The organism is Kitasatospora sp. NPDC093679 (assembly GCF_040683455.1).
Taxonomy (GTDB): domain Bacteria; phylum Actinomycetota; class Actinomycetes; order Streptomycetales; family Streptomycetaceae; genus Kitasatospora; species Kitasatospora arboriphila.
On the sequence record NZ_JBFBDW010000018.1, the window covers coordinates 24,108 to 44,034 of the forward strand.

General features: G+C 71.5%; 17 protein-coding genes. 6 read left to right on the top strand and 11 right to left on the bottom strand.

What is annotated here, in order from left to right:
* Positions 1 to 20: 20 nt before the first annotated feature.
* On the top strand, positions 21 to 1,394 hold the full coding sequence (locus AB0O09_RS17200; RefSeq protein WP_363542483.1) for a sensor histidine kinase: 1,374 nt from the start codon (positions 21 to 23) through the stop codon (positions 1,392 to 1,394).
* Positions 1,391 to 2,020, top strand: coding sequence for a response regulator transcription factor (locus AB0O09_RS17205; RefSeq protein ID WP_363542484.1), 630 nt, complete (start codon positions 1,391 to 1,393; stop codon positions 2,018 to 2,020). Before AB0O09_RS17200 ends, AB0O09_RS17205 begins: the two co-directional genes overlap by 4 nt.
* Before the next feature lie 34 nt (positions 2,021 to 2,054).
* Here AB0O09_RS17205 and AB0O09_RS17210 read toward each other — a convergent pair whose 3' ends face one another.
* The 8 genes from AB0O09_RS17210 to AB0O09_RS17245 all read right to left on the bottom strand — a co-directional run bounded on the left by AB0O09_RS17210 (position 2,055) and on the right by AB0O09_RS17245 (position 11,298).
* Positions 2,055 to 2,816 carry a histidine phosphatase family protein gene (locus AB0O09_RS17210; protein ID WP_363542485.1) on the bottom strand — a complete coding sequence of 254 codons (762 nt, stop codon included), beginning with the start codon at positions 2,814 to 2,816 and terminating at the stop codon, positions 2,055 to 2,057.
* A 319-nt stretch (positions 2,817 to 3,135) separates the two neighbouring features.
* On the bottom strand, positions 3,136 to 4,761 hold the full coding sequence (gene mctP, locus AB0O09_RS17215; RefSeq protein ID WP_363542486.1) for a monocarboxylate uptake permease MctP: 1,626 nt from the start codon (positions 4,759 to 4,761) through the stop codon (positions 3,136 to 3,138).
* Positions 4,761 to 5,045 (bottom strand): DUF3311 domain-containing protein, encoded by a 285-nt coding sequence (locus tag AB0O09_RS17220; RefSeq protein WP_363542487.1) that lies wholly within the window; start codon positions 5,043 to 5,045, stop codon positions 4,761 to 4,763. Before AB0O09_RS17220 ends, mctP begins: the two co-directional genes overlap by 1 nt.
* Before the next feature lie 216 nt (positions 5,046 to 5,261).
* A complete protein-coding gene (locus tag AB0O09_RS17225) occupies positions 5,262 to 6,062 on the bottom strand; it encodes a GntR family transcriptional regulator (RefSeq protein ID WP_344624451.1) in 801 nt (266 codons plus the stop codon).
* Between the two features lie 300 nt (positions 6,063 to 6,362).
* Positions 6,363 to 7,940, bottom strand: coding sequence for a glycoside hydrolase family 3 protein (locus AB0O09_RS17230; protein WP_363542488.1), 1,578 nt, complete (start codon positions 7,938 to 7,940; stop codon positions 6,363 to 6,365).
* 66 nt (positions 7,941 to 8,006) lie between these two features.
* Complete coding sequence (locus tag AB0O09_RS17235) at positions 8,007 to 8,909, bottom strand: carbohydrate ABC transporter permease (RefSeq protein ID WP_344624449.1); 903 nt, start codon at positions 8,907 to 8,909, stop codon at positions 8,007 to 8,009.
* Entirely contained in the window at positions 8,906 to 9,886 is a 981-nt protein-coding gene (locus AB0O09_RS17240; RefSeq protein WP_363542489.1) for a sugar ABC transporter permease, read from the bottom strand. Before AB0O09_RS17240 ends, AB0O09_RS17235 begins: the two co-directional genes overlap by 4 nt.
* Before the next feature lie 98 nt (positions 9,887 to 9,984).
* Positions 9,985 to 11,298, bottom strand: a complete 1,314-nt coding sequence (locus tag AB0O09_RS17245; protein ID WP_363542490.1) for an extracellular solute-binding protein — start codon at positions 11,296 to 11,298, stop codon at positions 9,985 to 9,987.
* A gap of 555 nt (positions 11,299 to 11,853) precedes the next feature.
* Here AB0O09_RS17245 and AB0O09_RS17250 point away from each other — a divergent pair.
* The 3 genes from AB0O09_RS17250 (at position 11,854) to AB0O09_RS17260 (ending at position 16,306) form a co-directional block, all read left to right on the top strand.
* The gene (locus tag AB0O09_RS17250; RefSeq protein WP_363542491.1) at positions 11,854 to 13,155 is read left to right on the top strand and encodes an extracellular solute-binding protein; all 1,302 of its coding nucleotides are present in this window, start codon (positions 11,854 to 11,856) and stop codon (positions 13,153 to 13,155) included.
* 155 nt (positions 13,156 to 13,310) lie between these two features.
* Complete coding sequence (locus AB0O09_RS17255; RefSeq protein ID WP_359979453.1) at positions 13,311 to 14,363, top strand: SIS domain-containing protein; 1,053 nt, start codon at positions 13,311 to 13,313, stop codon at positions 14,361 to 14,363.
* Positions 14,364 to 14,788: 425 nt separating this feature from the next.
* Positions 14,789 to 16,306 (top strand): PAS domain-containing sensor histidine kinase, encoded by a 1,518-nt coding sequence (locus AB0O09_RS17260; RefSeq protein WP_363542492.1) that lies wholly within the window; start codon positions 14,789 to 14,791, stop codon positions 16,304 to 16,306.
* Between the two features lie 318 nt (positions 16,307 to 16,624).
* On the opposite strand, the gene AB0O09_RS17265 is transcribed toward AB0O09_RS17260, so the two are convergent.
* Together AB0O09_RS17265 and AB0O09_RS17270 are read right to left on the bottom strand one after the other, a co-directional pair.
* Complete coding sequence (locus tag AB0O09_RS17265) at positions 16,625 to 16,876, bottom strand: WhiB family transcriptional regulator (protein ID WP_030267905.1); 252 nt, start codon at positions 16,874 to 16,876, stop codon at positions 16,625 to 16,627.
* 344 nt (positions 16,877 to 17,220) lie between these two features.
* Complete coding sequence (locus AB0O09_RS17270; RefSeq protein ID WP_363542493.1) at positions 17,221 to 18,192, bottom strand: diacylglycerol kinase family protein; 972 nt, start codon at positions 18,190 to 18,192, stop codon at positions 17,221 to 17,223.
* A gap of 51 nt (positions 18,193 to 18,243) precedes the next feature.
* Between AB0O09_RS17270 and AB0O09_RS17275 the strand changes: the two genes are divergently transcribed.
* A complete protein-coding gene (locus AB0O09_RS17275) occupies positions 18,244 to 18,699 on the top strand; it encodes a hypothetical protein (RefSeq protein ID WP_363542494.1) in 456 nt (151 codons plus the stop codon).
* Positions 18,700 to 18,795: 96 nt separating this feature from the next.
* Here the strand turns inward: AB0O09_RS17275 and AB0O09_RS17280 are convergent, their stop codons facing one another.
* Positions 18,796 to 19,815, bottom strand: a complete 1,020-nt coding sequence (locus AB0O09_RS17280) for an RNA polymerase sigma factor SigF (protein ID WP_363542495.1) — start codon at positions 19,813 to 19,815, stop codon at positions 18,796 to 18,798.
* Positions 19,816 to 19,927: the final 112 nt, after the last annotated feature.

Below are 19,927 nucleotides of genomic sequence, written 5' to 3' on the forward strand. Positions count from 1 at the left end.
CCGCAGAACAGGAGGACCACGTGCGACCGCCGCAGCGCACCGACGCCGACGAACGCCGCCTCGTGCTCGTCCTCGACGCGGCCTTCCTGCTGCTCCTCGCCGGGTCCCTCAGCCGCTTCCTCACCCACCACCCCGACAGCCCGGCCACCCCCTGGGTGATCGGCCTCTCCGTCGCACTCGCCGCCGCCCAGCTCACCGGATCCCGGCTGCTCGCCCCGCCCCGCGCGGACGCCTCGGACGCCGGTCCGTCCGGTGAGGAGGGTGCCGGCGAGGACGGTGCCGGTGAGGACGGTGCCGGTGAGGACGCCGTCGGCGAGCCGGCACCATCAAATCGGGCTGCCATCCGGCCCAGCAGCAGCGCAGTCGGCCACGCCACGCGGCGCACCGCCGCGCACGCCGTCCGCCGCAGCCGTACCGCAGCAGGCGTGCTCGCGCTGGTCGTCGCCCTCTGGGTGGTCCTCGTCCTGCTGGCGCCGAGCTTCGCCTGGTGCGCCGTCCCGCTCGTCTACACCGCGCTGCGCACCCTGCCCACCAAGGCCGCCCTGCCGCTGGTCGCCGTGCTCACCGCGTTGGTCACCGTCGGCCAGGCCCGGCTGCCCGGCCAGGCCGACGCCACCCTGCTGATCCTGCCGCCCACCGTCGCGGCCCTCGCCACCGCCGTCTTCCTCACCATGCGGAGACAGACCGCCCGGCAACGGGCACTCGTCGACGACCTCGTCCGCACCCGTCGCGACCTCGCCTCCACCGAGCGCCGCGAGGGCACCCTCGCCGAACGGGAACGCCTCGCCATGGAGATCCACGACACCCTCGCCCAGGGCCTCTCCAGCCAGCAGATGCTGCTTCAGGCCGCCGACCGCACCTGGGACGCCGACCCGGACACGGCACGCCGCCACGTCCGTACGGCCGTTGCCGTCACCGGCCGCAACCTCGCCGAGGCCCGCCGCTTCGTCCACGACCTCGCACCGGCCGAGCTGGCCGACGGCGGCGGGCTCGACCACGCCCTGCGGGCCCTCGCCGACCGTGAGAGCGCGGAGACCGGCCTGCCCGTCCGCTTCCACCTCGACGGCACGCCCGTCCCGCTGCCGCCCGCCGCCCAGTCCGCGCTGTTGCGGATAGCGCAGGGCGGCCTCGCCAACGTCCGTGAGCACGCCGACGCCTCCGCCGCCGCGCTCACCCTCTCCTACCTGGGCGACCAGGCCGTCCTCGACATAGCGGACAACGGCTGCGGCCTGCCGCCGGACACCTCCGGGGCGACGGCCTCCCGCGGCCACGGCCTGCCGGCCATGCGGGCCAGACTCCGCCAGCTCGGCGGCACCCTCACCGTCGAGAGCACCCCGGGCGAGGGCACCGTGCTCTCCGCCGCCGTTCCCCTGCACACCGGGAGGCCGGGATGAACCCGCCGGTTCGGCTCCTCGTCTGCGACGACCACGCGGTCGTCCGGGCGGGCCTGCTCGCGCTGCTCGCCAGCGCGGGCGACATCGAGGTGGTCGGCGAGGCCGGCAGCGGGGAGGAGGCCGTCACCCTCGCCGCCAGGCTCCGGCCGCAGGTGGTCCTCATGGACCTCCAACTGGGCAGCGGCATCGACGGCGTCGAAGCGACCCGGCGGATCACCGCGGAGCCCGACGGGCCGTACGTCCTCGTCCTCACCACCTTCGACACCGACGCCGACATCACCCGCGCCATCGACGCCGGGGCCACCGGCTACCTGCTGAAGGCCGAGCGTCCGGAGGAGCTGTTCGGGGCCGTGCACGCGGCGGCCGCCGGCCGCACCGTGCTCTCACCGCCGGTGGCGAGCCGGGTGATGGCGCAGATGAGAGCCCCGGCCCCCCGGCTCACCGAACGCGAACAGGAGATCCTCGCCCGTCTCTCCGAGGGGCTGGGCAACCGGGAGATCGCCCGCGTCCTGTTCATCAGTGAGGCGACCGTCAAGACCCACCTCGGCCGCATCTACGACAAGCTCGGCGTCGAGACCCGTGCGGGTGCCGTCGCCACCGCCAAGGAGCGCCGCCTACTGAGATGACGACCGGCGGCGGTGGCCCCGGGGAGGTCCGGCACTAGCCGACCTGCCCGCCCGGCAGGTGGTCGGTGGTGTTCCAGAAGTCGGGACGGAGCCGGCCGTCCGAGGCGCGCCACAGGCTGGTCGAGCAGTTGCGGACGGGCTCAAGGGCGAGCAGCTGCGCCTCGGTGAGGCGGTCCAGGATGTGCCGGAGCATCAGCACCGTGCAGTCGTGCGCGACCACCAGCACCGGCCGTCCCGCCTCCTCCTCGCAGAGGTCCCGCAGCACCCCCCGCACCCGCAGTGCCACGTCCAGCCACGATTCGCCGCCCGGCGGCCGGTAGTACAGCTCACCCATCCGCCGCCGCCGTGCCGCCTCCGTGGGGTGCTCCTTCTCGATGGCGGCCCGGGTGAGCATCTCCAGGACGCCGAGCTCTCTGTCCCTCAGCCGTTCGTCGTAGCGCACCGGCACGCCCACTGGCACCGCCCCCAGCCCGGAGGCCTGCGCCACGGCGATCCGCGCGGTCTCCGCGGTGCGGACGTACGGCGAGCACCACACCGCCCGCGGCCGGTCGGCGGCGGGCAGTCCGGCCCACCAGCGGCCCAGTGCCTGTGCCTGGGCCTGGCCGTGCAGGGAGAGCGGGATGTCGGCGTCGCGGCTGTTGATCGGGACGGTCAGCGCACCGGCCTCTTCGGCCAGCCGGAACTCCACGTTGGCGACGGACTCGCCGTGCCGGGTGGCGATCAGGACGGAGGGCAGCGGGCGGCTGTCCTCGCGTTCGGTGCGGTGCCCGTTCAGGATGGTGCCGGCCTCTGCCATCGCCCGTCTCCCCGTCTCGGTCGTGTCGCGCTGCGCGCAGCGCCGGCGGCGCCCCTGGGTGGTGGGGGAGGGCGCGCCCGTGGGGAGTCGCGCCCGGACACGATGATCGCGCCGCCACCACCAGTGTTGACGGTGGTGGCGGCGCGAGCACAGGGCGCACGATGCGCAGCACTGTGCGCCCCGTGCCCCCGCGCGCTGGCCGACCGACCCGGCTCCGCCGGGTCCCCGCCGGCCCCGTTCGGCCTTGCTTGGCTATGCCCTGCTCGGCCCTGCTCGGCCTTGCAGGGCCCTGTGAGGCCCTGTCCGGGCCCCGCCGACCTCAGTGCGCGGCTGCGGGCTGCGGCGCCTTCTCCACGGCCTCGTCGCCGGCGTCGGCCGTGTAGTCGACGGCGCGGGTCTCGTCCTCGCCCTCGGGAGCCTTCGCGGCCTTGAGTACGAGCGTGAGCACCACCGCGACCAGCAGGTTCAGCACGAAGGCGGTGAGGCCGATGTAGCCGATCTCGCCGATGACCGGGATCTCCGCGGAGTTCCCACCGAAGTGCTTGGTCGCCTTGGAGGAGATCCCGTACGCCGTCCAGGTGCCGTAGGCCATGCCTGCGGCCCAGCCGGCCAGCAGCGCCCAGCGGTGGAACCACCGGGTGAACAGGCCGCCGACGATGGTGACGAAGGTCTGCAGGATCCACAGGCCGCCGAGCAGCTGCAGGTTGATCGCGAACTGCTTGTCCATCGCCAGGACGAAGACCAGCGCGCCGACCTTCACCAGCAGCGAGGCGATCTTGGCGACCCGGGTCTCGTCCGCCGGGGTGGCCTCCGGCTTCAGGAACTCCTTGTAGATGTTGCGGGTGAACAGGTTGGCCGCGGCGATCGACATGATGGCCGCGGGCACCAGCGCTCCGATGCCGATCGCGGCGAAGGCCACGCCGGTGAACCAGTCCGGGAACATGTTCTCGAACAGCTGCGGCACCGAGAGCTGGGCGTTGAAGCCCTGCACGCCCTTGCCCACGCCGGCCGCGATCGCCATGAAGCCGAGCAGCGCCAGCAGGCCGAGCATCAGCGAGTACGCGGGCATGATCGCCATGTTGCGGCGCACCGTGTTCCGCGACTTGGAGGCCAGTACGCCGGTCACCGAGTGCGGGTACATGAACAGGGCCAGCGCCGAACCGAGGGCCAGCGTGGCGTACGTCCAGTGCGAACTCGGGCCGAGCACCAGCGAGCCGGAGGGCTTGCCGGTGGCCGGGTTGACGGTCGAGAACTTCTGGGCGGCCGCGTCGAAGATGTGGCCGTAGCCGCCGAGCCGCATCGGGATGTAGATCACCGCGACGATGATCACGATGTAGACCAGGGTGTCCTTGACGAAGGCGATCAGCGCCGGGGCCCGCAGGCCGGAGGAGTAGGTGTAGGCCGCGAGCACCGCGAAGGCGAGGAACAGCGGCAGGTCCTTCATGAACCAGTTGCCGGAGCCGCCGACGCCGAGCACGTCCAGCACCGCCTGGATGCCGACCAGCTGCAGCGCGATGTACGGCATGGTCGCGAGGATGCCGGTGAGCGCCACCACCAGGGAGAGCGCCTTGGAGCCGTACCGGCCGCGCACGAAGTCGGCCGGGGTCACGTACCCGTGCACCCGGGAGACCGACCACAGCCGCGGCAGGAACAGGAACACCAGCGGGTAGGCGATGATCGTGTACGGCACGGCGAAGAAGCCCGCCGCGCCGGTGCCGTAGATCGCCGCCGGGACGGCCACGAAGGTGTACGCGGTGTAGAGGTCGCCGCCCAGCAGGAACCAGGTCACCCAGGTGCCGAAGCTGCGGCCGCCGAGGCCCCACTCGTGCAGGTGCAGGGCGTCGTCGGCGCGCCGCCACCGGGCGGCCAGGAAGCCCATCACGGTGACCAGCGCGAAGAACAGCAGGAAGACCGTCAGTGCGGTCACGTTGATGCCGGTGTGCATCACGCGTCACCGCCCCGGGCGGCCTTGCGGGCCTTCTCGTCGCGCTTGATCAGCAGGTAGGCGCCGACCGTGAAGAGCGCCGAGACCGGCACCCACAGCAGTTGGTACCAGTAGAAGAACGGCATCCCGCCGACCTCGGGGTCGGCCTTGGTGTACGAGGACACCCAGAGGGTCGCCACGACCGGTACGGCCAGGCAGATCGCGGCCAGCACGCGGGCCGGGGTGACGGCGGGAAGGGGGCCGGCGGCCCCGTCCGCGGTGGGGGGTTGCACTTCTGACGACATGTTGCGGCTCCGGCTGAAGAGGGCTCACCTCGTCGGCGCCGCAGCGCGCGGAGCTGCCTCCGCCCGCCCGCCGAGCAGCACCTTTGGTGATCGGCAGTCAGTACGGGAGCGAAATGTAGGGCACGGACGTGACCTGTGTCACCGGTTCGCGCAGAAACGTCCTGATCCGGTCGGCGGAGGCCGACCGGATCAGGGGGTGGTGCGTGCGGAGGCGGCTCAGGCCGGAGGCTGCTCCGGCCGCTGCAGGCGGGTGATGAACTTGTACCGGTCGCCGCGGTAGATCGAGCGCACCCACTCCACCGGGGCACCCTCCGCGTCGAAGGAGTGCCGGGAGAGCTGGAGCATCGGCAGACCCAGGTCGGAGCCGAGCAGGCCCGCCTCGCGCGGGTTGGCGAGCGTGGTCTCGATGGTCTCCTCGGCCTCCGCCACCGTCACCCCGTACACCTCGCGCAGCGCGGTGTAGAGCGAGTTGTGCTTGACCAGGTTGCGGCGCAGCGCCGGGAAGCGCTTGGCCGACAGGTGCGCGACCTCGATCGCCATCGGGTCGCCGTTGGCCAGCCGCAGGCGCTCGATCCGCAGCACCCGGCTGCCGGGCTTGATGTCTAGCAGCGGGGCGAGCCGCTCGTCGGCGCTGATGTAGCCGACCTCGATCAGCCGGGAGGTCGGCTCCAGGCCCTGGGCGCGCATGTCCTCGGTGTAGGAGGTGAGCTGCAGCGCCTGGGCGACCTTGGGCTTGGCGACGAAGGTGCCCTTGCCCTGGATGCGCTCCAGCCGGCCCTCGACGACCAGCTCCTGCAGCGCCTGCCGGACGGTGGTGCGCGAGGTGTCGAACTGGGCCGCCAGCGCCCGCTCCGGCGGCACCGGGGTGCCGGCCGGCTGGGTCTCGGTCAGCTGCAGCAGGTGGCGCTTGAGCCCGTAGTACTTGGGCACCCGCGCGGCCGTACCGGTGGCCGCCGTGGACTGCGCCGGCACCGTGGTGCCCTCCGGGAGGGCCGCCGTGCCTCTCTCGCCGCTCATGGCCGCTCTCACTCCTCGCCCTGCAGCCGTCACCGGCTCCTCCGTCGTTGTATCAGCACATGGTCGCACGCGGGGGCCGCCGAGTGTGAGCTCCTGCGGTCCCGGGTTCGGCCGGACGGTCCCGGCCTGCCGGAGCCGGATGCGACTCCGGTCCGTCCCCCCTTGCCCCCCCACCCCGGGCCCCGTGCACCCTCCGGTCGGACGCCGCACCGGTGGGGCTCCCCACCCGGTCGAGCACTCCACCCCGGTGAAGGGCCCCGCCCCGGTGAAGGGCCCCACCCGCGGGGAGGGCCCGCCCCGTCAGGCGGAGGCCGCGCCCAGCACCAGCCCGGCCAGCGCCTCGGCCGCGGCCACGCCGCAGACCCGGGCGCCGCCGTGGGTGGCGAGCACGGTGGTGCCGCGGCTGCCGAAGGTGTCGGCCAGGGCGTGCGCCGTGCCGATCTCCACCACCACCGCGTCGGGACGGGCGGCGGTCATGGCGAGCGCGGCCCGCAGCATCCACGGGTGCCGGTGCACGTCGCGGACGACGATCACCAGCGGGCGGTTGACCGCGGCGCCGAGCAGCGGCCGGACGTCGACGTCCGAGCCCTCGGCGGCGACCGCCACGTGCAGCAGGCCGGAGCCCTCGATCCGGGTGGCGGGGGCGCCGACCCGGGTGTGGGTGGTGCCGGGGACGAGCTCGGTGAGCGGGCCGGAGACGCCCCACGGGGTCTGGTCGCCGACCGCGATGTTGGCACCGGGGGAGAACTCCACCACGTGCGGCACACCCTCCAGCGGGCGCAGGTCGCCGTGGATGCGCAGCGCCCGGCGGGCGGCGGCCAGTCCGATGCCGACCTCGCCGTGCGAGCCGGCCTGGACGGCCCGTTCGGCGGCGGACCAGCGGGCGACGGCCCGGTTCCGCTCGGCGGCCTCGTGCAGCCGCTCGGCGGAGAGCCGGCCCTCGCGGACGGCCCAGACCAGGGCGTCGCGGAGGTAGAGGAAGGCCTCCTCGTCCTGCAGGCCGCCGCCGACGCAGATGGTGTCGGCCCCGGCCGCGACGGCCCGGACCGAGCCGGCGGCGACGCCGTGGGTGCCGGAGATGGCGCCCATCTCGATGCCGTCGGTGACGATCAGCCCGGTGTAGCCGAGTTCGCCGCGGAGCAGGCCGGTGAGGATCTCCCGGGACATGGTGGCGGGCAGGTCCGCGTCGTAGGCCGGGAAGAGGATGTGCGCCGTCATGATCGACTTCACGCCGGCCGCGATGGCGGCGCGGAACGGCTTGAGGTGCTCCTGCACCTGCTCCGAGCTGAGGTCGATCCGCGGCAGTCCGAGGTGGGAGTCGCCGGAGGTGTCGCCGTGGCCGGGGAAGTGCTTGGCGCAGGCCGCCACCCCGGCGGACTGCAGGCCGCGGACCCAGGCGGCGGTGTGCCGGGCGGCGAGGTCGCCGTCGGAGCCGAAGGAGCGGACGCCGATCACCGGATTGTCGGGGTTGGAGTTGACGTCCGCGTCGGGCGCGTAGTCGAGGTTGATGCCGACCGACGAGAGGTCGAGGCCGATGGAGCGGGCGACCCGCTCGGTGAGGTCGGTGTCGTCGACCTCGCCGAGCGCCAGGTTGCCGGGGTAGGAGGAGCCGCTGGAGACCTCCAGCCGGGTGACGTCGCCGCCCTCCTCGTCCGTGGCGATCAGCAGCTCCGGGTTGAGCGCGTACATCTCGGCGGTCAACGCGGCGACCTGCTGCGGGGTACGGATGTTGCGGCCGAACAGCGCGACGCCGCCCAGCTCGCCCGAGCCCAGTCTGCGGCGCAGCCACTCGGGGGCGGTGAGCCCGGCGAAGCCCGGCTGGAGCACCGCGCCGGCGTCCGTGAGCAGTTCGACGCTTTCCGTACCGGGAATCGCCATGGTTCCTTCCCTGGGTGGGGTGCGGGAGGTGAGGGTGGTGCGGGGGGCGGGCCGCGCCTGTGACTGTCAGCCCTTGACCGCACCGGCGGTCAGGCCCGCCGACACCTTCTTCTGGAAGATCACGAAGAGCACGATCACGGGCAGCGAGACCATCAGGGCGCCGGCCATCTGCGAGCCGTAGTCGGCGCCGCGGGTGGGGGTGGTGGCGTAGAAGGTCAGCCAGATCATCGAGGTCTTCTGGCCGCCGGTGGAGAGCAGCACGTTGGCGACGATGAACTCGTTCCACGCCTGGATCCAGCTGTACACGCCGGTGGTGATCAGGCCGGGCAGGGTGAGCGGCAGGATGACGCGGAAGAACGCGCCCCACTGGGTGCAGCCGTCGACCATGGCGGCCTCGTCGAGCTCGGCCGGGATGTTGACGATGAACGAGCGCAGCGTCCACACCACGTAGGGCACGGTGAAGACCAGGTAGGCCAGCATGACGCCGAAGAGCGAGCCGGTCATGCCGGCCTTGTTCATCACCACGAACAGCGGGACGATGATCGCCAGCAGCGGAACCATCTGGACGACCAGCATGGTGACGATGAAGAAGTTGCGGCCGCGGAAGCCGAACCGGGCGACGGCGACGGCGGCCAGGAAGCCGACGACGAGGCCGAGCACCACCGCGCCGAGCGTGATGACGACGGTGTTCTGGAGGCCCGGCAGGAACTCCTTGTCCTCGAAGATCGTCTTGTAGCTGTCGAAGGAGAACGCCTGCGGCCAGAAGGTCGGGTCCTTGGCGATCAGGTCCTTGTTGGACTTGAAGGTGGTGATGATCATCCAGTAGATCGGGAAGCCCATCACCACCGCGAAGCCGAGGCCGAGGGTGTTCCAGACCCAGGTCATCACCGGGCTCTGGCCGGTCGCGCGGACCTTGGCCCGGACCTTCGGCGCGGCGGCCGCGGCGGCCGTGGTGTCGACGGTGGTCATCGGTCCTGGGCTCCGATCTTGAGCATCTGGCGGATGTAGAAGACGAGCACCGCCAGCATGAGGAGGATCATGGCGATCGAGATCACCGAGGAGTCGCTGTACTTCGAGGCGACGATGCCCTTCTGGAAGAGGTAGGTGCCGATCGTCCAGTAGCCGGGCTCGGGCGAGGTGTTGCGCAGCGAGAAGATCTGCGCGAAGACCTGGAAGTCCCAGATGAAGCTCAGCGCGGTGCTGATCATCAGGAACGGCTTGATGACCGGGATCACCACGTGCCGGAAGGCCTGCAGGCCGGTGGCGCCGTCCAGCTTGGCGGCCTCCATCAGCTCCTTGGGCACCTGGGTGAGCGCGGCGTTGAGGCCGAGCACCAGGAAGGGCAGCGCGCCCCACACGATGACCGCGGCGCCGACCACGTAGAGGCCGACGGCGGGGTCGGCGAACCAGTCGTAGTGCTTGGTCTTCTCGTCGCCGGTGAACAGGTAGCCGATGTAGTCGACCACGCCGCCGTTGGAGGCGAAGAGCCAGCGGAAGATGGTGCCGGTGACGAGCGCGGGGATGGCCCAGACGAACATCATCACGGTGATGCAGACGACCTTGACCCAGCCGGAGACCCGGTTGAGCAGCAGGGCGAACAGCATGCCCAGCACCATGGAGAGGACGACCAGCTCCAGGGTGAACCAGACCGAGCGGAGCACGACCTCCCAGAACTGGTCGTCGCCGAGGACCTTGCCGTAGCCCTCGAACCCGACGTACTTCGACAGCGCCGGGTTGACCAGGTACGAGTACCGGTTGATGTTCTGGAACGACAGGTCGAACAGCTGGTACAGCGGGTACGCCAGAACGCCCACCAGGGCCGCGACGGCCGGCAGGATCATGGCGTACGGGATGTAGTGGCCGCCCGCCAGGAAGCCGCGGCTGCGCGGCGGCGGGGCGGCGGCCGCGGTCTCCTCGACCGTCACCGGCGTTTCGTTCGTTGTCACGCTCATCTGGGTCCTTCCCGGCCCGCGGAACTGCTCGGTACCTGCGCGGGTGGGCAGTCCGCGCTCGCGCACGGACTGCCCACCCCCTGCACGCTTCGTCAGCCGTTCAGGTCCTTGAGGACGGTCTCCTCGACCTTCTTGAGCTCCGCGGCCGGGTCGCCGCCGGCGGCGATCGCACCGAAGGCGTTCTTCAGCGCGGTCTCGTCGGCACCGGACCACATCGGGGAGTTCGGGATGAACCAGGTCTGGCCCTCGGCGGCGTCACCGGTCGCCTTGTTCTCCGGCGCGGCGGCCTTGTAGGCGGCGACCAGGTTCTTGGCGTTCGGGATCGCGAACTTCGCGAGCTCGGTCTGCTGCTTGGTGTTGGTGAAGATCTGCAGGAAGGTCGCGCCCAGGCCCGGGTTGGCGGACTTGGCCGGGACGGCCAGGTCGGAGCCGCCGAGGAAGGCGGGGGTGGGCTGGCCGGCCGCGTTGCCCGGGAGGGCGATGCTGGCGAGCTTGTCCTTCAGGGTCGGGTCGCCGACCTTCGGGTCGGCGACGGAGCCGAGCTCCCAGCCGTTGCCGACGATGGCGGCGATGTTGCCCTTGGCCATCAGGGCGTCCTGGGTGGCCTCGTCGGTGGTGGCGCCGCCGACCGAGAACTGCTTCTGCAGGTCGTTCCAGACCTTGACGCCCTCGATGAACTTGGGGTCGGTCAGGGTGCCGGTCCACTTGTCGCCGTCGCTCTTGGCGACGATGTTCTTCACGCCGAAGGTGCCGGCGCCGAAGGAGGCGGCGGTGTACCAGTTCTGGCCCGGCAGGTACAGGGCGGAGAAGTTCGGCACGGAGGCGTTGGCGGCCTTCACCTTGGTGAGGGCGTCCTTCAGCTCGGCCAGGGTGGTCGGCGGGTTGGTGACGCCGGCCGCGGCGAACAGGTCCTTGCGGTAGATCAGGACGCGGGCGCCGGCGTAGTACGGGACGGCGTAGGTCTTGGAGCCGTCCGGGGTCTGGCCGGAGGCGGCCAGCGAGTCCAGGTACTTGTCCGAGTTCTCGAACTGGGACTTCACGCCGGTCAGGTCGACGAAGGAGCCGGCCTCGATGTACTTGGCGGTCTGGGTGTTGCCGAGCTCGACGACCTCGGGGGCGTTGCCGGAGAGCAGGGCGGTGTCGAGCTTGGTGGTGTAGTTGGTCCAGGTCTGCCACTGGATGTCGACGTCGGCGCCGGTCTCCTCCTTGAACTGCTTCTTGGCAGCCTCGACGACCGACGGCCAGCCCTTCTGGGCGTCGTCCATCAGCCAGACCGTGATCTTCTTGCCCTTGCCGTCCTTGCTGAGGGTGGCCTGCTTGGCGTCGCCGGAGGAGCCGGACGAGGAGCAGGCGGACGCGACGAGAACGGTGGCAATGGCGGCCACGGCGGCGAGCTTGCGGTTCAAACCATCCTCCAGAGGGATGAGCAAGGTGTGGCACCGGGCTGTGGGGGCGTGGCCCTGAAGCGTCGTGCCGGGGGGAATGTCACCGGTGATTGCGAAGGGGGAACAGCAGGGTGGAGCGGCAACCGGCCTGGTGGAGTAGACCATTGGTGTAGACCAACTGCCCTGGAGATTGGCACGTACCAAAGAAGGCCGTCAAGGGTTCGCGAGTGCTCGGGGCACACCGTTATCAACGCTTGACACGGCCGTGCGCATCTGGTGGTCGACGGGGCTTGGACTGGACCATCCCGGCCGGAAAATCGGGCGAATGCCCCATGAACAGCCATAGATGGCGAACGATCCGTCCTCGGGCCTAACCCTCCCTCAAGTGGACCTTAAGGCGGCCCTAATGGAGCGTGCGGTGAGTGCGTGCTCACCGTGCGTGCCTGCATGACAACGGCTCTGCAACGACTGGTGCGCAGGCCCCTGTGCGCCGTTGACGCGACCAGTGGTCTGGTCCAGTCTCGGCGAACTGGTCTGTACCAATGCGCAGACCTTCCCCGACCCTCCGGAGGAAGCGTGAAGCGGCAGTTGACGGCGGCGATCGGCATGGCGGCCCTGCTGGCCACCGCGGTGGGATGCGGCAGCAGCGGCTCCCCGGGCGGGGACGGGGCGGCCTCGGCCGCCGCGGAGACGGGGACCGTGACCGTCTGGCTGATGGGCGAGGCCCAGACCAGCTGGCCCGAGCTGGTCCAGCAGGTGAACGACGAGTTCGCCGCCAAGTACCCGAAGGTCGAGCTCCGGCTCCGGTACCAGACCTGGAAGGACAAGATCGCCAACCTGGACGAGGCCCTGAAGGGCGAGCGGGTGCCCGACGTCGTCGAGCTCGGCAACACCGAGACGATGAAGTACATCCTCAACGGCTCGCTCGCGCCGGTGGACCGCACGGCCTTCGACAACAACCAGACCTGGATCCGCGGCCTGGTCAACACCTGCACCTACCAGGACAAGCTCTTCTGCGTGCCGTACTACGCCGGTGCCCGGGTCGCCATCTACAACTCGGCGATGTTCCAGGAGGCCACCGGCAGCTCCTCCGTCCCGGCCACCGAGGACGAGCTGATGGCCGCCCTCGACAAGATCCAGGCGAAGAACCGCAGCGGGAAGGCCTTCTCGCCGCTCTACCTGCCGGGCCCCTACTGGTACGCCGCGATGTCCTACGTCGCCGCGTACGGCGGCGCCATCGCCCGCTTCGACAACGGCGGCCGCTGGCACGGCACCCTCAGCGACGAGAAGTCGCAGCAGGGCATCCAGCACTTCGTCGACCTGGTCAAGCGGTACAACCACGGCGACCTGACGGTGAACGAGCTCGACCAGGCGGCGGTGCTCGGCAAGCACCGCACCGCGATGCTCTACGGCAACGGCTGGGAGGCCGCCGCCGCACTGGAGCCGCTCTCCGGCGACCCCAAGCTCAAGGACGTCGTGAAGGTCGCCGGCATGCCCGGTCCGAACGGCAAGCCGCTGCCCTCCTTCATCGGCGGCTCGGACCTCGCGGTCACCGCCAAGTCGCAGGTCCAGGACCTCGCCAAGGACTGGATCCGGATGTTCACCAGCGCCAAGTCGCAGCAGGTGCTGGCGGACAAGGACACCCTGCCGAACAACCTCACCCAGCTCGCCCCGCTGAGGAACAAGCCGGCCACCGCGGCCGCCGCCAACGCCGTCCCGGACGCCTGGTTCACCCCGGTCGCCCCGGGCTGGGCGGCGATCGAGAAGCAGAACGTCCTCGTCGACATGCTGAACGACGTCTTCGCCGGCACCTCGGTGGAGGCCGCGGCCAAGGCCGCCGACGCCAAGATCGACGCGCTGATCAACAACCCGTCCTGAGCCGCCCGGCCGGGCTCCGGAGTTCGTTCCGGGGCCCGGACACCGTAGGATCGAGCGGCAACACCTTTGCAGCGAGTGTGCGGACTCGCCGCCGTGAGGGACCCGCCGGGCCAGCAGCCCGCAGCGGGCCGAACCATCTCAACGGAGGCACACCGATGTCCGACCCGCAGACCGTCCCCGGCAGGATCATGGCGGCGGAGATGGCCGAGCAGCCGGCCGTCCTGCAGCGCATCCTCGACGAGGGCGCCCCCAAGATCCGCGAGATCGCCGCCGAGATCGCCGCCCGCAACCCGCGCTTCGTGCTGCTGACCGCCCGCGGCACCTCCGACAACGCGGCCCTGTACGCGAAGTACCTGATCGAGGTCCTGCTCGGCAAGCCCGCCGGCCTCACCTCGATGTCCACCACCACCGCGTACGGCGCCAAGCCCGACCTCCGGGACTGCCTGGTCGTCACGGTCAGCCAGTCCGGCGGCTCGCCCGACCTGGTGGCCTCCACCAAGGCCGCCCGCGAGGCCGGCGCCATCACCCTCGCGGTGACCAACAACGCCGGCTCCCCGCTGGCCGAGGTCTCCGAGTTCCACATCGACGTGCTGGCCGGCCCGGAGAAGGCGCTGCCCGCGACCAAGACGTACACCGCCGAACTCCTGGCGCTGTACCTCTTCGTCGAGGGCCTGCGCGGCGGCGACGGCTCGGCCGCCAAGGCCCTGCCCGGCCTCGCCGCCGGCGTCCTGGAGCGCCAGGCCGAGGTCAAGTCCCTCGCCGAGCGCTACCGCTTCGCCCAGCGCCTGGTCATCACCTCGCGCGGCTACGGCTACCCGACCGCCCGCGAGGCGGCGCTGAAGCTGATGGAGACCACCTACATCCCGGCGTCGCCGTTCTCCGGCGCCGACCTGCTGCACGGCCCGCTCGCCATGGTGGACAACGTCTCCCCGGTGATCGCCATCGTGCCGGACGGCAAGGGCGGCGAGGCCCTGCAGCCGGTCCTCGACCGGCTCCGCGGCCGTGGCGCGGACCTCGTCGTGATCGGTCAGGAGGCCCAGGTCGAGGCGGCCTCGGCGGGCTTCGCGCTGCCGGCCGGCGTGCCCGAGGAGGTGCAGCCGATCCTGGAGATCCTGCCGCTGCAGCTGCTCGCCTACGAGGTGACGATCGCCCGCGGCCAGGACCCGGACGCGCCGCGCGCCCTCGCCAAGGTCACCGAGACCCACTGACGCCCGGCGCATCGGGCACACGGAAGGGGCGCGCGGGGTGGGAAACCCCGCGCGCCCCTCTCGTGCGTCCTCGTACGTCCGCGGCCGCCCGTCCGGCGGCCGTCCGTCCGGGTCCGCCGTGTCGGCGGGCGCCCGGAAAGCACTACGGGCCACGGCGCCGACACAGGACCCTCAACCCGTGCGGCACCGCAGCCCGGAGCTGTCGTCGGCGGCCGGTGCGGCCGGGAGTTGTGCGGGACTCCCGGGCCACCGGTGCGCCGACCGAGAAGGGGACTCGCGCGGTCAGGGCAGTGTGCGCGGGGGCCTCTCCTTGGTGCGTTTCCCATTGTGGACTAGACCAATTGTGGTTGTCCAGGGGTGCGCCGACATTGGTCTGGACAACGTCACGGAAGGTCCCGCGGGGCCGTTTTCGTTAGGCTCGCCCTGTGCCCTCGCTGAACGAACTCGTCCGCCGCCACACCACCCTCACCGGTGCCGACGTGGAGTGGCTGCACCTGCTGGTCTCGGAGTGGCAGCTGCTCTCCGACCTCTCCTTCGCCGACCTGGTGCTCTGGATCCCCACCTGGGACGGGATCCGGTACGTCTCGGTCGCCCAGATGCGGCCGAACACCGGTCCGACCTCGTACCAGGACGACATGGTCGGCCACCTGGTGCCGCGCGGCCGCCGCCCGCTGCTGGACGCGGCCTACGACGAGGGCCGGATCGTGCGCGAGGGCGACCCGGAGTGGCGCGAGGAGGTGCCCGTCCGGGTCGAGTCCATCCCCGTCCGGCGCGAGGGCCGGGTGCTGGGCGTGATCGCCCGCAACACCAACCTGCTGACCGTCCGCACCCCCAGCCGGCTGGAGCTCACCTACCTGCAGAGCGCATCCGACCTGGCCCAGATGATCGCTGCCGGAACGTTTCCCTACCCGGCCGAGCAGACCGACATGGACGCGGCGCCCCGCGTCGGCGACGGCCTGATCCGGCTCGACGCGGACGGCATCGTCACCTACGCCAGCCCCAACGCGCTCTCCGCCTACCACCGGATCGGCCTCAACACCGACCTGGTGGGAAGTCATCTCGGCCGCACCACCGCCGAGTTGGCTCCGCCGTCGCGCTCCGCGGTGCACGAGTCCCTGGTGAAGATGGCCAGCGGCTGGGCGCCCCGGCAGACCGAGGTCGAGGCGCAGGGCGGGGTGGTGATCATCCGCTCCATCCCGCTCAAGCCCAAGGGCACCCCCACCGGGTCCCTGGTGCTCTGCCGCGACGTCACCGAACTGCGGCGGCGCGACCGCGAGCTGATGACCAAGGACGCGACCATCCGGGAGATCCACCACCGGGTGAAGAACAACCTGCAGACCGTCGCCGCGCTGCTGCGGCTGCAGTCCCGCCGGATGGACTCGGACGCGGGCCGGGCCGCGCTGGACGAGGCGGTCCGGCGGGTCGGCTCGATCGCCATCGTGCACGAGACCCTCTCGCAGACCCTCGACGAGCAGGTCGCCTTCGACGAGATCGCCGACCGGGTGCTCGCCATGGTGATGGAGCTCTCCCAGGACGGTCTGGTCGGCACCAAGCGCACCGGCAGCTTCGGCATCCTCACCGCCGAGGTCGCCACCCCGCTCGCGATGATCCTCACCGAGCTGCTGCAGAATGCCCTCGAACACGCGTTCGGCCCGAAGGCGGCGGGCAACCTGGAGGTCAGCGCCCTGCGCGGGCGGGCCCCGGCGACCGGCATGGGCTGGTCCGACAGCTGGAACGGCGGCGTCAAGCCGGAGGAGTACCTGCTGATCACCGTGCAGGACGACGGCCGCGGCATGCCCGAGGGCTTCGATCCGCAGAAGGCCGGCAACCTCGGCCTGCAGATCGTCCGGACCCTGGTCACCGGCGAGCTCGGCGGCACCTTCGACATGGTCGCCGCCCCGGACGGCGGCACCAAGGTCGTCCTGGAGATCCCGGTGAAGTAGCGGCGGCGCGGCCCGGGAACGCCACGAGGCCCTGCCGACCGGGGGGGTGGGTCGGCAGGGCCTCTCAACCCGTTCCGGCCGTCGGGGGGAGTCGGCCGGAACGGGGGCTCTGTGGGTGCGACGCGCTGCACTCGTGTGTTGCACACGGTGAACGGCCCAGGTCCACAATATTGCTCTCAGTGAGCAGTATCAAGGCCCCTGGCGGCTCGGCGTCGTCCGGGTCGCGCCGTGCGGCGCGACCCTTCGTGCGGAAGGCCCTGGGAACACTCGGAGACAGGGCCTTTGATCATGGATTGATCAGGTGGTGCTGGCGGCGTGTCAGGCGGTGCGGGCGCGGTTGCGGGCGGCACGGCGCTTCATCGCGCGACGCTCGTCCTCGCTCATACCGCCCCAGACGCCGGCGTCCTGGCCGGTCTCGAGCGCCCACTGCAGGCACTGGTCCATGACGGGACAGCGGCGGCACACGGCCTTGGCTTCCTCGATCTGCAGCAGAGCAGGACCGGTGTTCCCGATCGGGAAGAACAGCTCCGGGTCCTCTTCGCGGCAGACAGCGCGGTGGCGCCAGTCCATGGTCGTCCAACTCCTCCGGTCGGCGGGCGGTGGCCCGGCCGACGCAATCGACGGCTTGTGAATGTGAACGCTTTCACGAATCCCTCAACAGCAAAAGCGACCAAAGGCCCATCGGGCCCGGGTGGTCTGCGCTGAGGTGGGGTTCGGGCGATTCGAGGGAGTTCCGCGTGTCCCGCTGCGGCCCGTCCCGATCGCCATGTAGAGGTTCGCAAACCTGCGGCCCGGATACAACCCCCTTCGGCAAGGAATTTTTGATTCTTCGGTGTCGCATAGCTCACAGCCCGTACTTCTATGGGGTGAAGGGGGCTAGCGCGTTCGAGAAGAAGGGTGGGACCCCCTTCTGGTCACACAATCACACGCAGTGCCCGCCGAACGCCTGTGAAACTGACGCGACTCCTGTCTCCAAGGTGGTCCCCGTCGACCTGAAACGGGGCCGGTTCCTGTGAAACCAAGGTGAAGTGTCTGACGTCGTGATAGGAGACGACGTGTTTCCCGCTCGGTCCGGAGGCCGCCGCGGCGCCGTCCGCAGGGGTGTGCGACCGCAGAATCTGACGGACCGTTCGAGCGGTGCCGAACGCCGTCATTCGAGTGATGCCGAAGATGTCAAGGTGCGTCTCGAAAGACGCGGAGGGCGAGGGGTACACCGGACGGTTCCCGAGGAAGGTCCACGGCGAGGTGTTGCTGACTATCGACAGCACCAGGCCCGGCACCGGCTCCTGCCCGTTGATCTCCAGGGTGATGGGGCCGTTCCGGCGATGCTCACGCTCGGTGACGTAGTGCCGGAGCGCCTGGTTCACGTAGAGGGCGTGCGTGGAACGCCGGCCCGCCCTGCGCTGCTCCTCCACCCGCCCCACCACGCCGGCGTCGAAGCCCAGCCCCGCGGTGAAGGTGAACCAGCGGTCCGGCTCCCCCTCCGAGAGGGCCTTGCCCAGCCCGATGGAGCGCTCCCGCCGGACGGCCAGCGCGTCCAGCAGCGCACCCGTCGCCTCCACCGGGTCGTTCGGCAGCCCCAGCGCGCGGGCGAAGACGTTGGTCGAACCGCCGGGCACCACCGCCAGCCGCGGCACCCGCTCGGACGGGCCGTGCGCGAGCAGCCCGTTCACCACCTCGTTGACCGTGCCGTCGCCGCCCAGGGCGACCACCAGGTCCACCCCGCCGTCCTCGGTCGCGGCACGCGCCAGGTCGCCCGCGTGCCCGCGGTACCGGGTCTGCGCGACCTCCAGCTTCAGGTCGCTGCGCAGGGCGTGGATCAGCACGTCGCGGGTGCGGGCACTGGTGGTGGTCGCCATCGGGTTCACGACCAGGAGAGCGCGCATGAACGCCAGCCTACGGGTCGGTACCGGAGGTGCGGCGGTTACCCTGCTGGAGTGACCGCGAAGACCGCCCGCACCGCACCCGCCCCCGCCGCCGGCCAGGAGGGCGCCACGAGCCCCGCCGGGCCCCGCCCGGCCCCGCTGCTCACGGGTGCCGCGATCACCCTGCTGGAGGGCGCCGCACTCGCCGGATGGGGCCTCTACGACGCCGTCTCCTCCCTCGCCGGCGACCACGCCGCGGCCGGCCGCAGCGCCGCCGGCGCCGCCGTCCTGCTGCTGATGGGCCTCCTCCCGCTGCTGGCCGGCCGGGCGCTGCTGCGGCTGCGCCGCTGGGGCCGCAGCCCCGCGCTGCTCACCAACTCCATCTGCCTGCCGGTGGCCTACTACATGTGGCAGGGCGGCGGCGCCGTCCGGGTCGCCGCGGTGGCCGTCGGCCTGCTGGGCCTGGCCGGCATCGTCTCGCTGCTGAACCCGAAGGTCACCGCCGCCCTCTACGGCGAGCAGGGCTGATCCGGGGTCCGGACACGGACGAAGGCGGAGGGGCGCGGTCCGAACCGCGCCCCTCCGCCTTCTGCGTCACCGCCCCGGGCCGGCCGGGGCCCGCCCTCACTCCTCGACGAGGAGCTTCTCCCGCAGCTGGGCCAGGGTGCGGGCGAGCAGCCGCGAGACGTGCATCTGCGAGATGCCCACCTCGGCGGCGATCTGCGACTGCGTCATGTTGCGGAAGAACCGCAGCACCAGGATCTTCTGCTCGCGCGGCGGCAGCTGGGCGAGCAGCGGCTTCAGCGACTCCCGGTACTCGACGCCCTCCAGCGCCTCGTCGGTCGCGCCGAGGGTGTCCGCCACGGCGGGCGACTCGTCGTCGCTGTCCGGCACGTCCAGCGAGAGCGTCGAGTACGCGTTGGCGGACTCCAGGCCCTCCAGCACGTCCTCCTCGGAGATCCCGAGGTGCTCGGCCAGCTCGTGCACGGTCGGCGAGCGCCCGTGCCGCTGCGAGAGCTCGCTGGTCGCCGTGGTCAGCGACAGCCGCAGCTCCTGCAGCCGGCGCGGCACCCGGACCGCCCAGCCCTTATCCCGGAAGTGCCGCTTGATCTCGCCCACGATGGTCGGCGTCGCGTAGGTGGAGAACTCCACCCCGCGCTCGTGGTCGAAGCGGTCGACCGACTTGATCAGGCCGATGGTGGCGACCTGGGTCAGGTCGTCCAGCGGCTCGCCGCGGTTGCGGAAGCGCCGGGCCAGGTGCTCGACCAGCGGGATGTGCATCCGCACCAGCTGGTTGCGGATCTCCACCCGCTCCGGCGAGCCGTCCGGCAGCTGGGACAGCCGTACGAACAGCGCGCGGGCGGCCTCGCGGTCCGGCGCCGCCGAGCGGTGGCCCTGGGCGGGCACCGCGCCGCGCACCGCGGTCGCGGCGGACGACAGCTCCTCGTCCGCGGGCGCGGCCGCCGCGGCGGGCTGCTCCGGTGTCGGATCGGTGGGCTGGGTCATCCGCTGGGCGTCCTTCGGGTACGCGTCGTCGGTCGGGTTGGCGTCGGCGACGCGGGCAGCGCTCGCCTGGGGCGGTACGGCCACGTCTGCGGTGGCCGCCGGCACCGCGGCGGCCCCTGTGCGGTCCAGATCACTCACGGCGATCACCCGTTCCGTTCCGGGAGCACTTCTCACTGGCTGTACCGCAGCGGACTGCGGTACGGGGGAGCCGCACGCGCCGGGCGCCGGCCCCGCCGGGCGGCACCTGCGC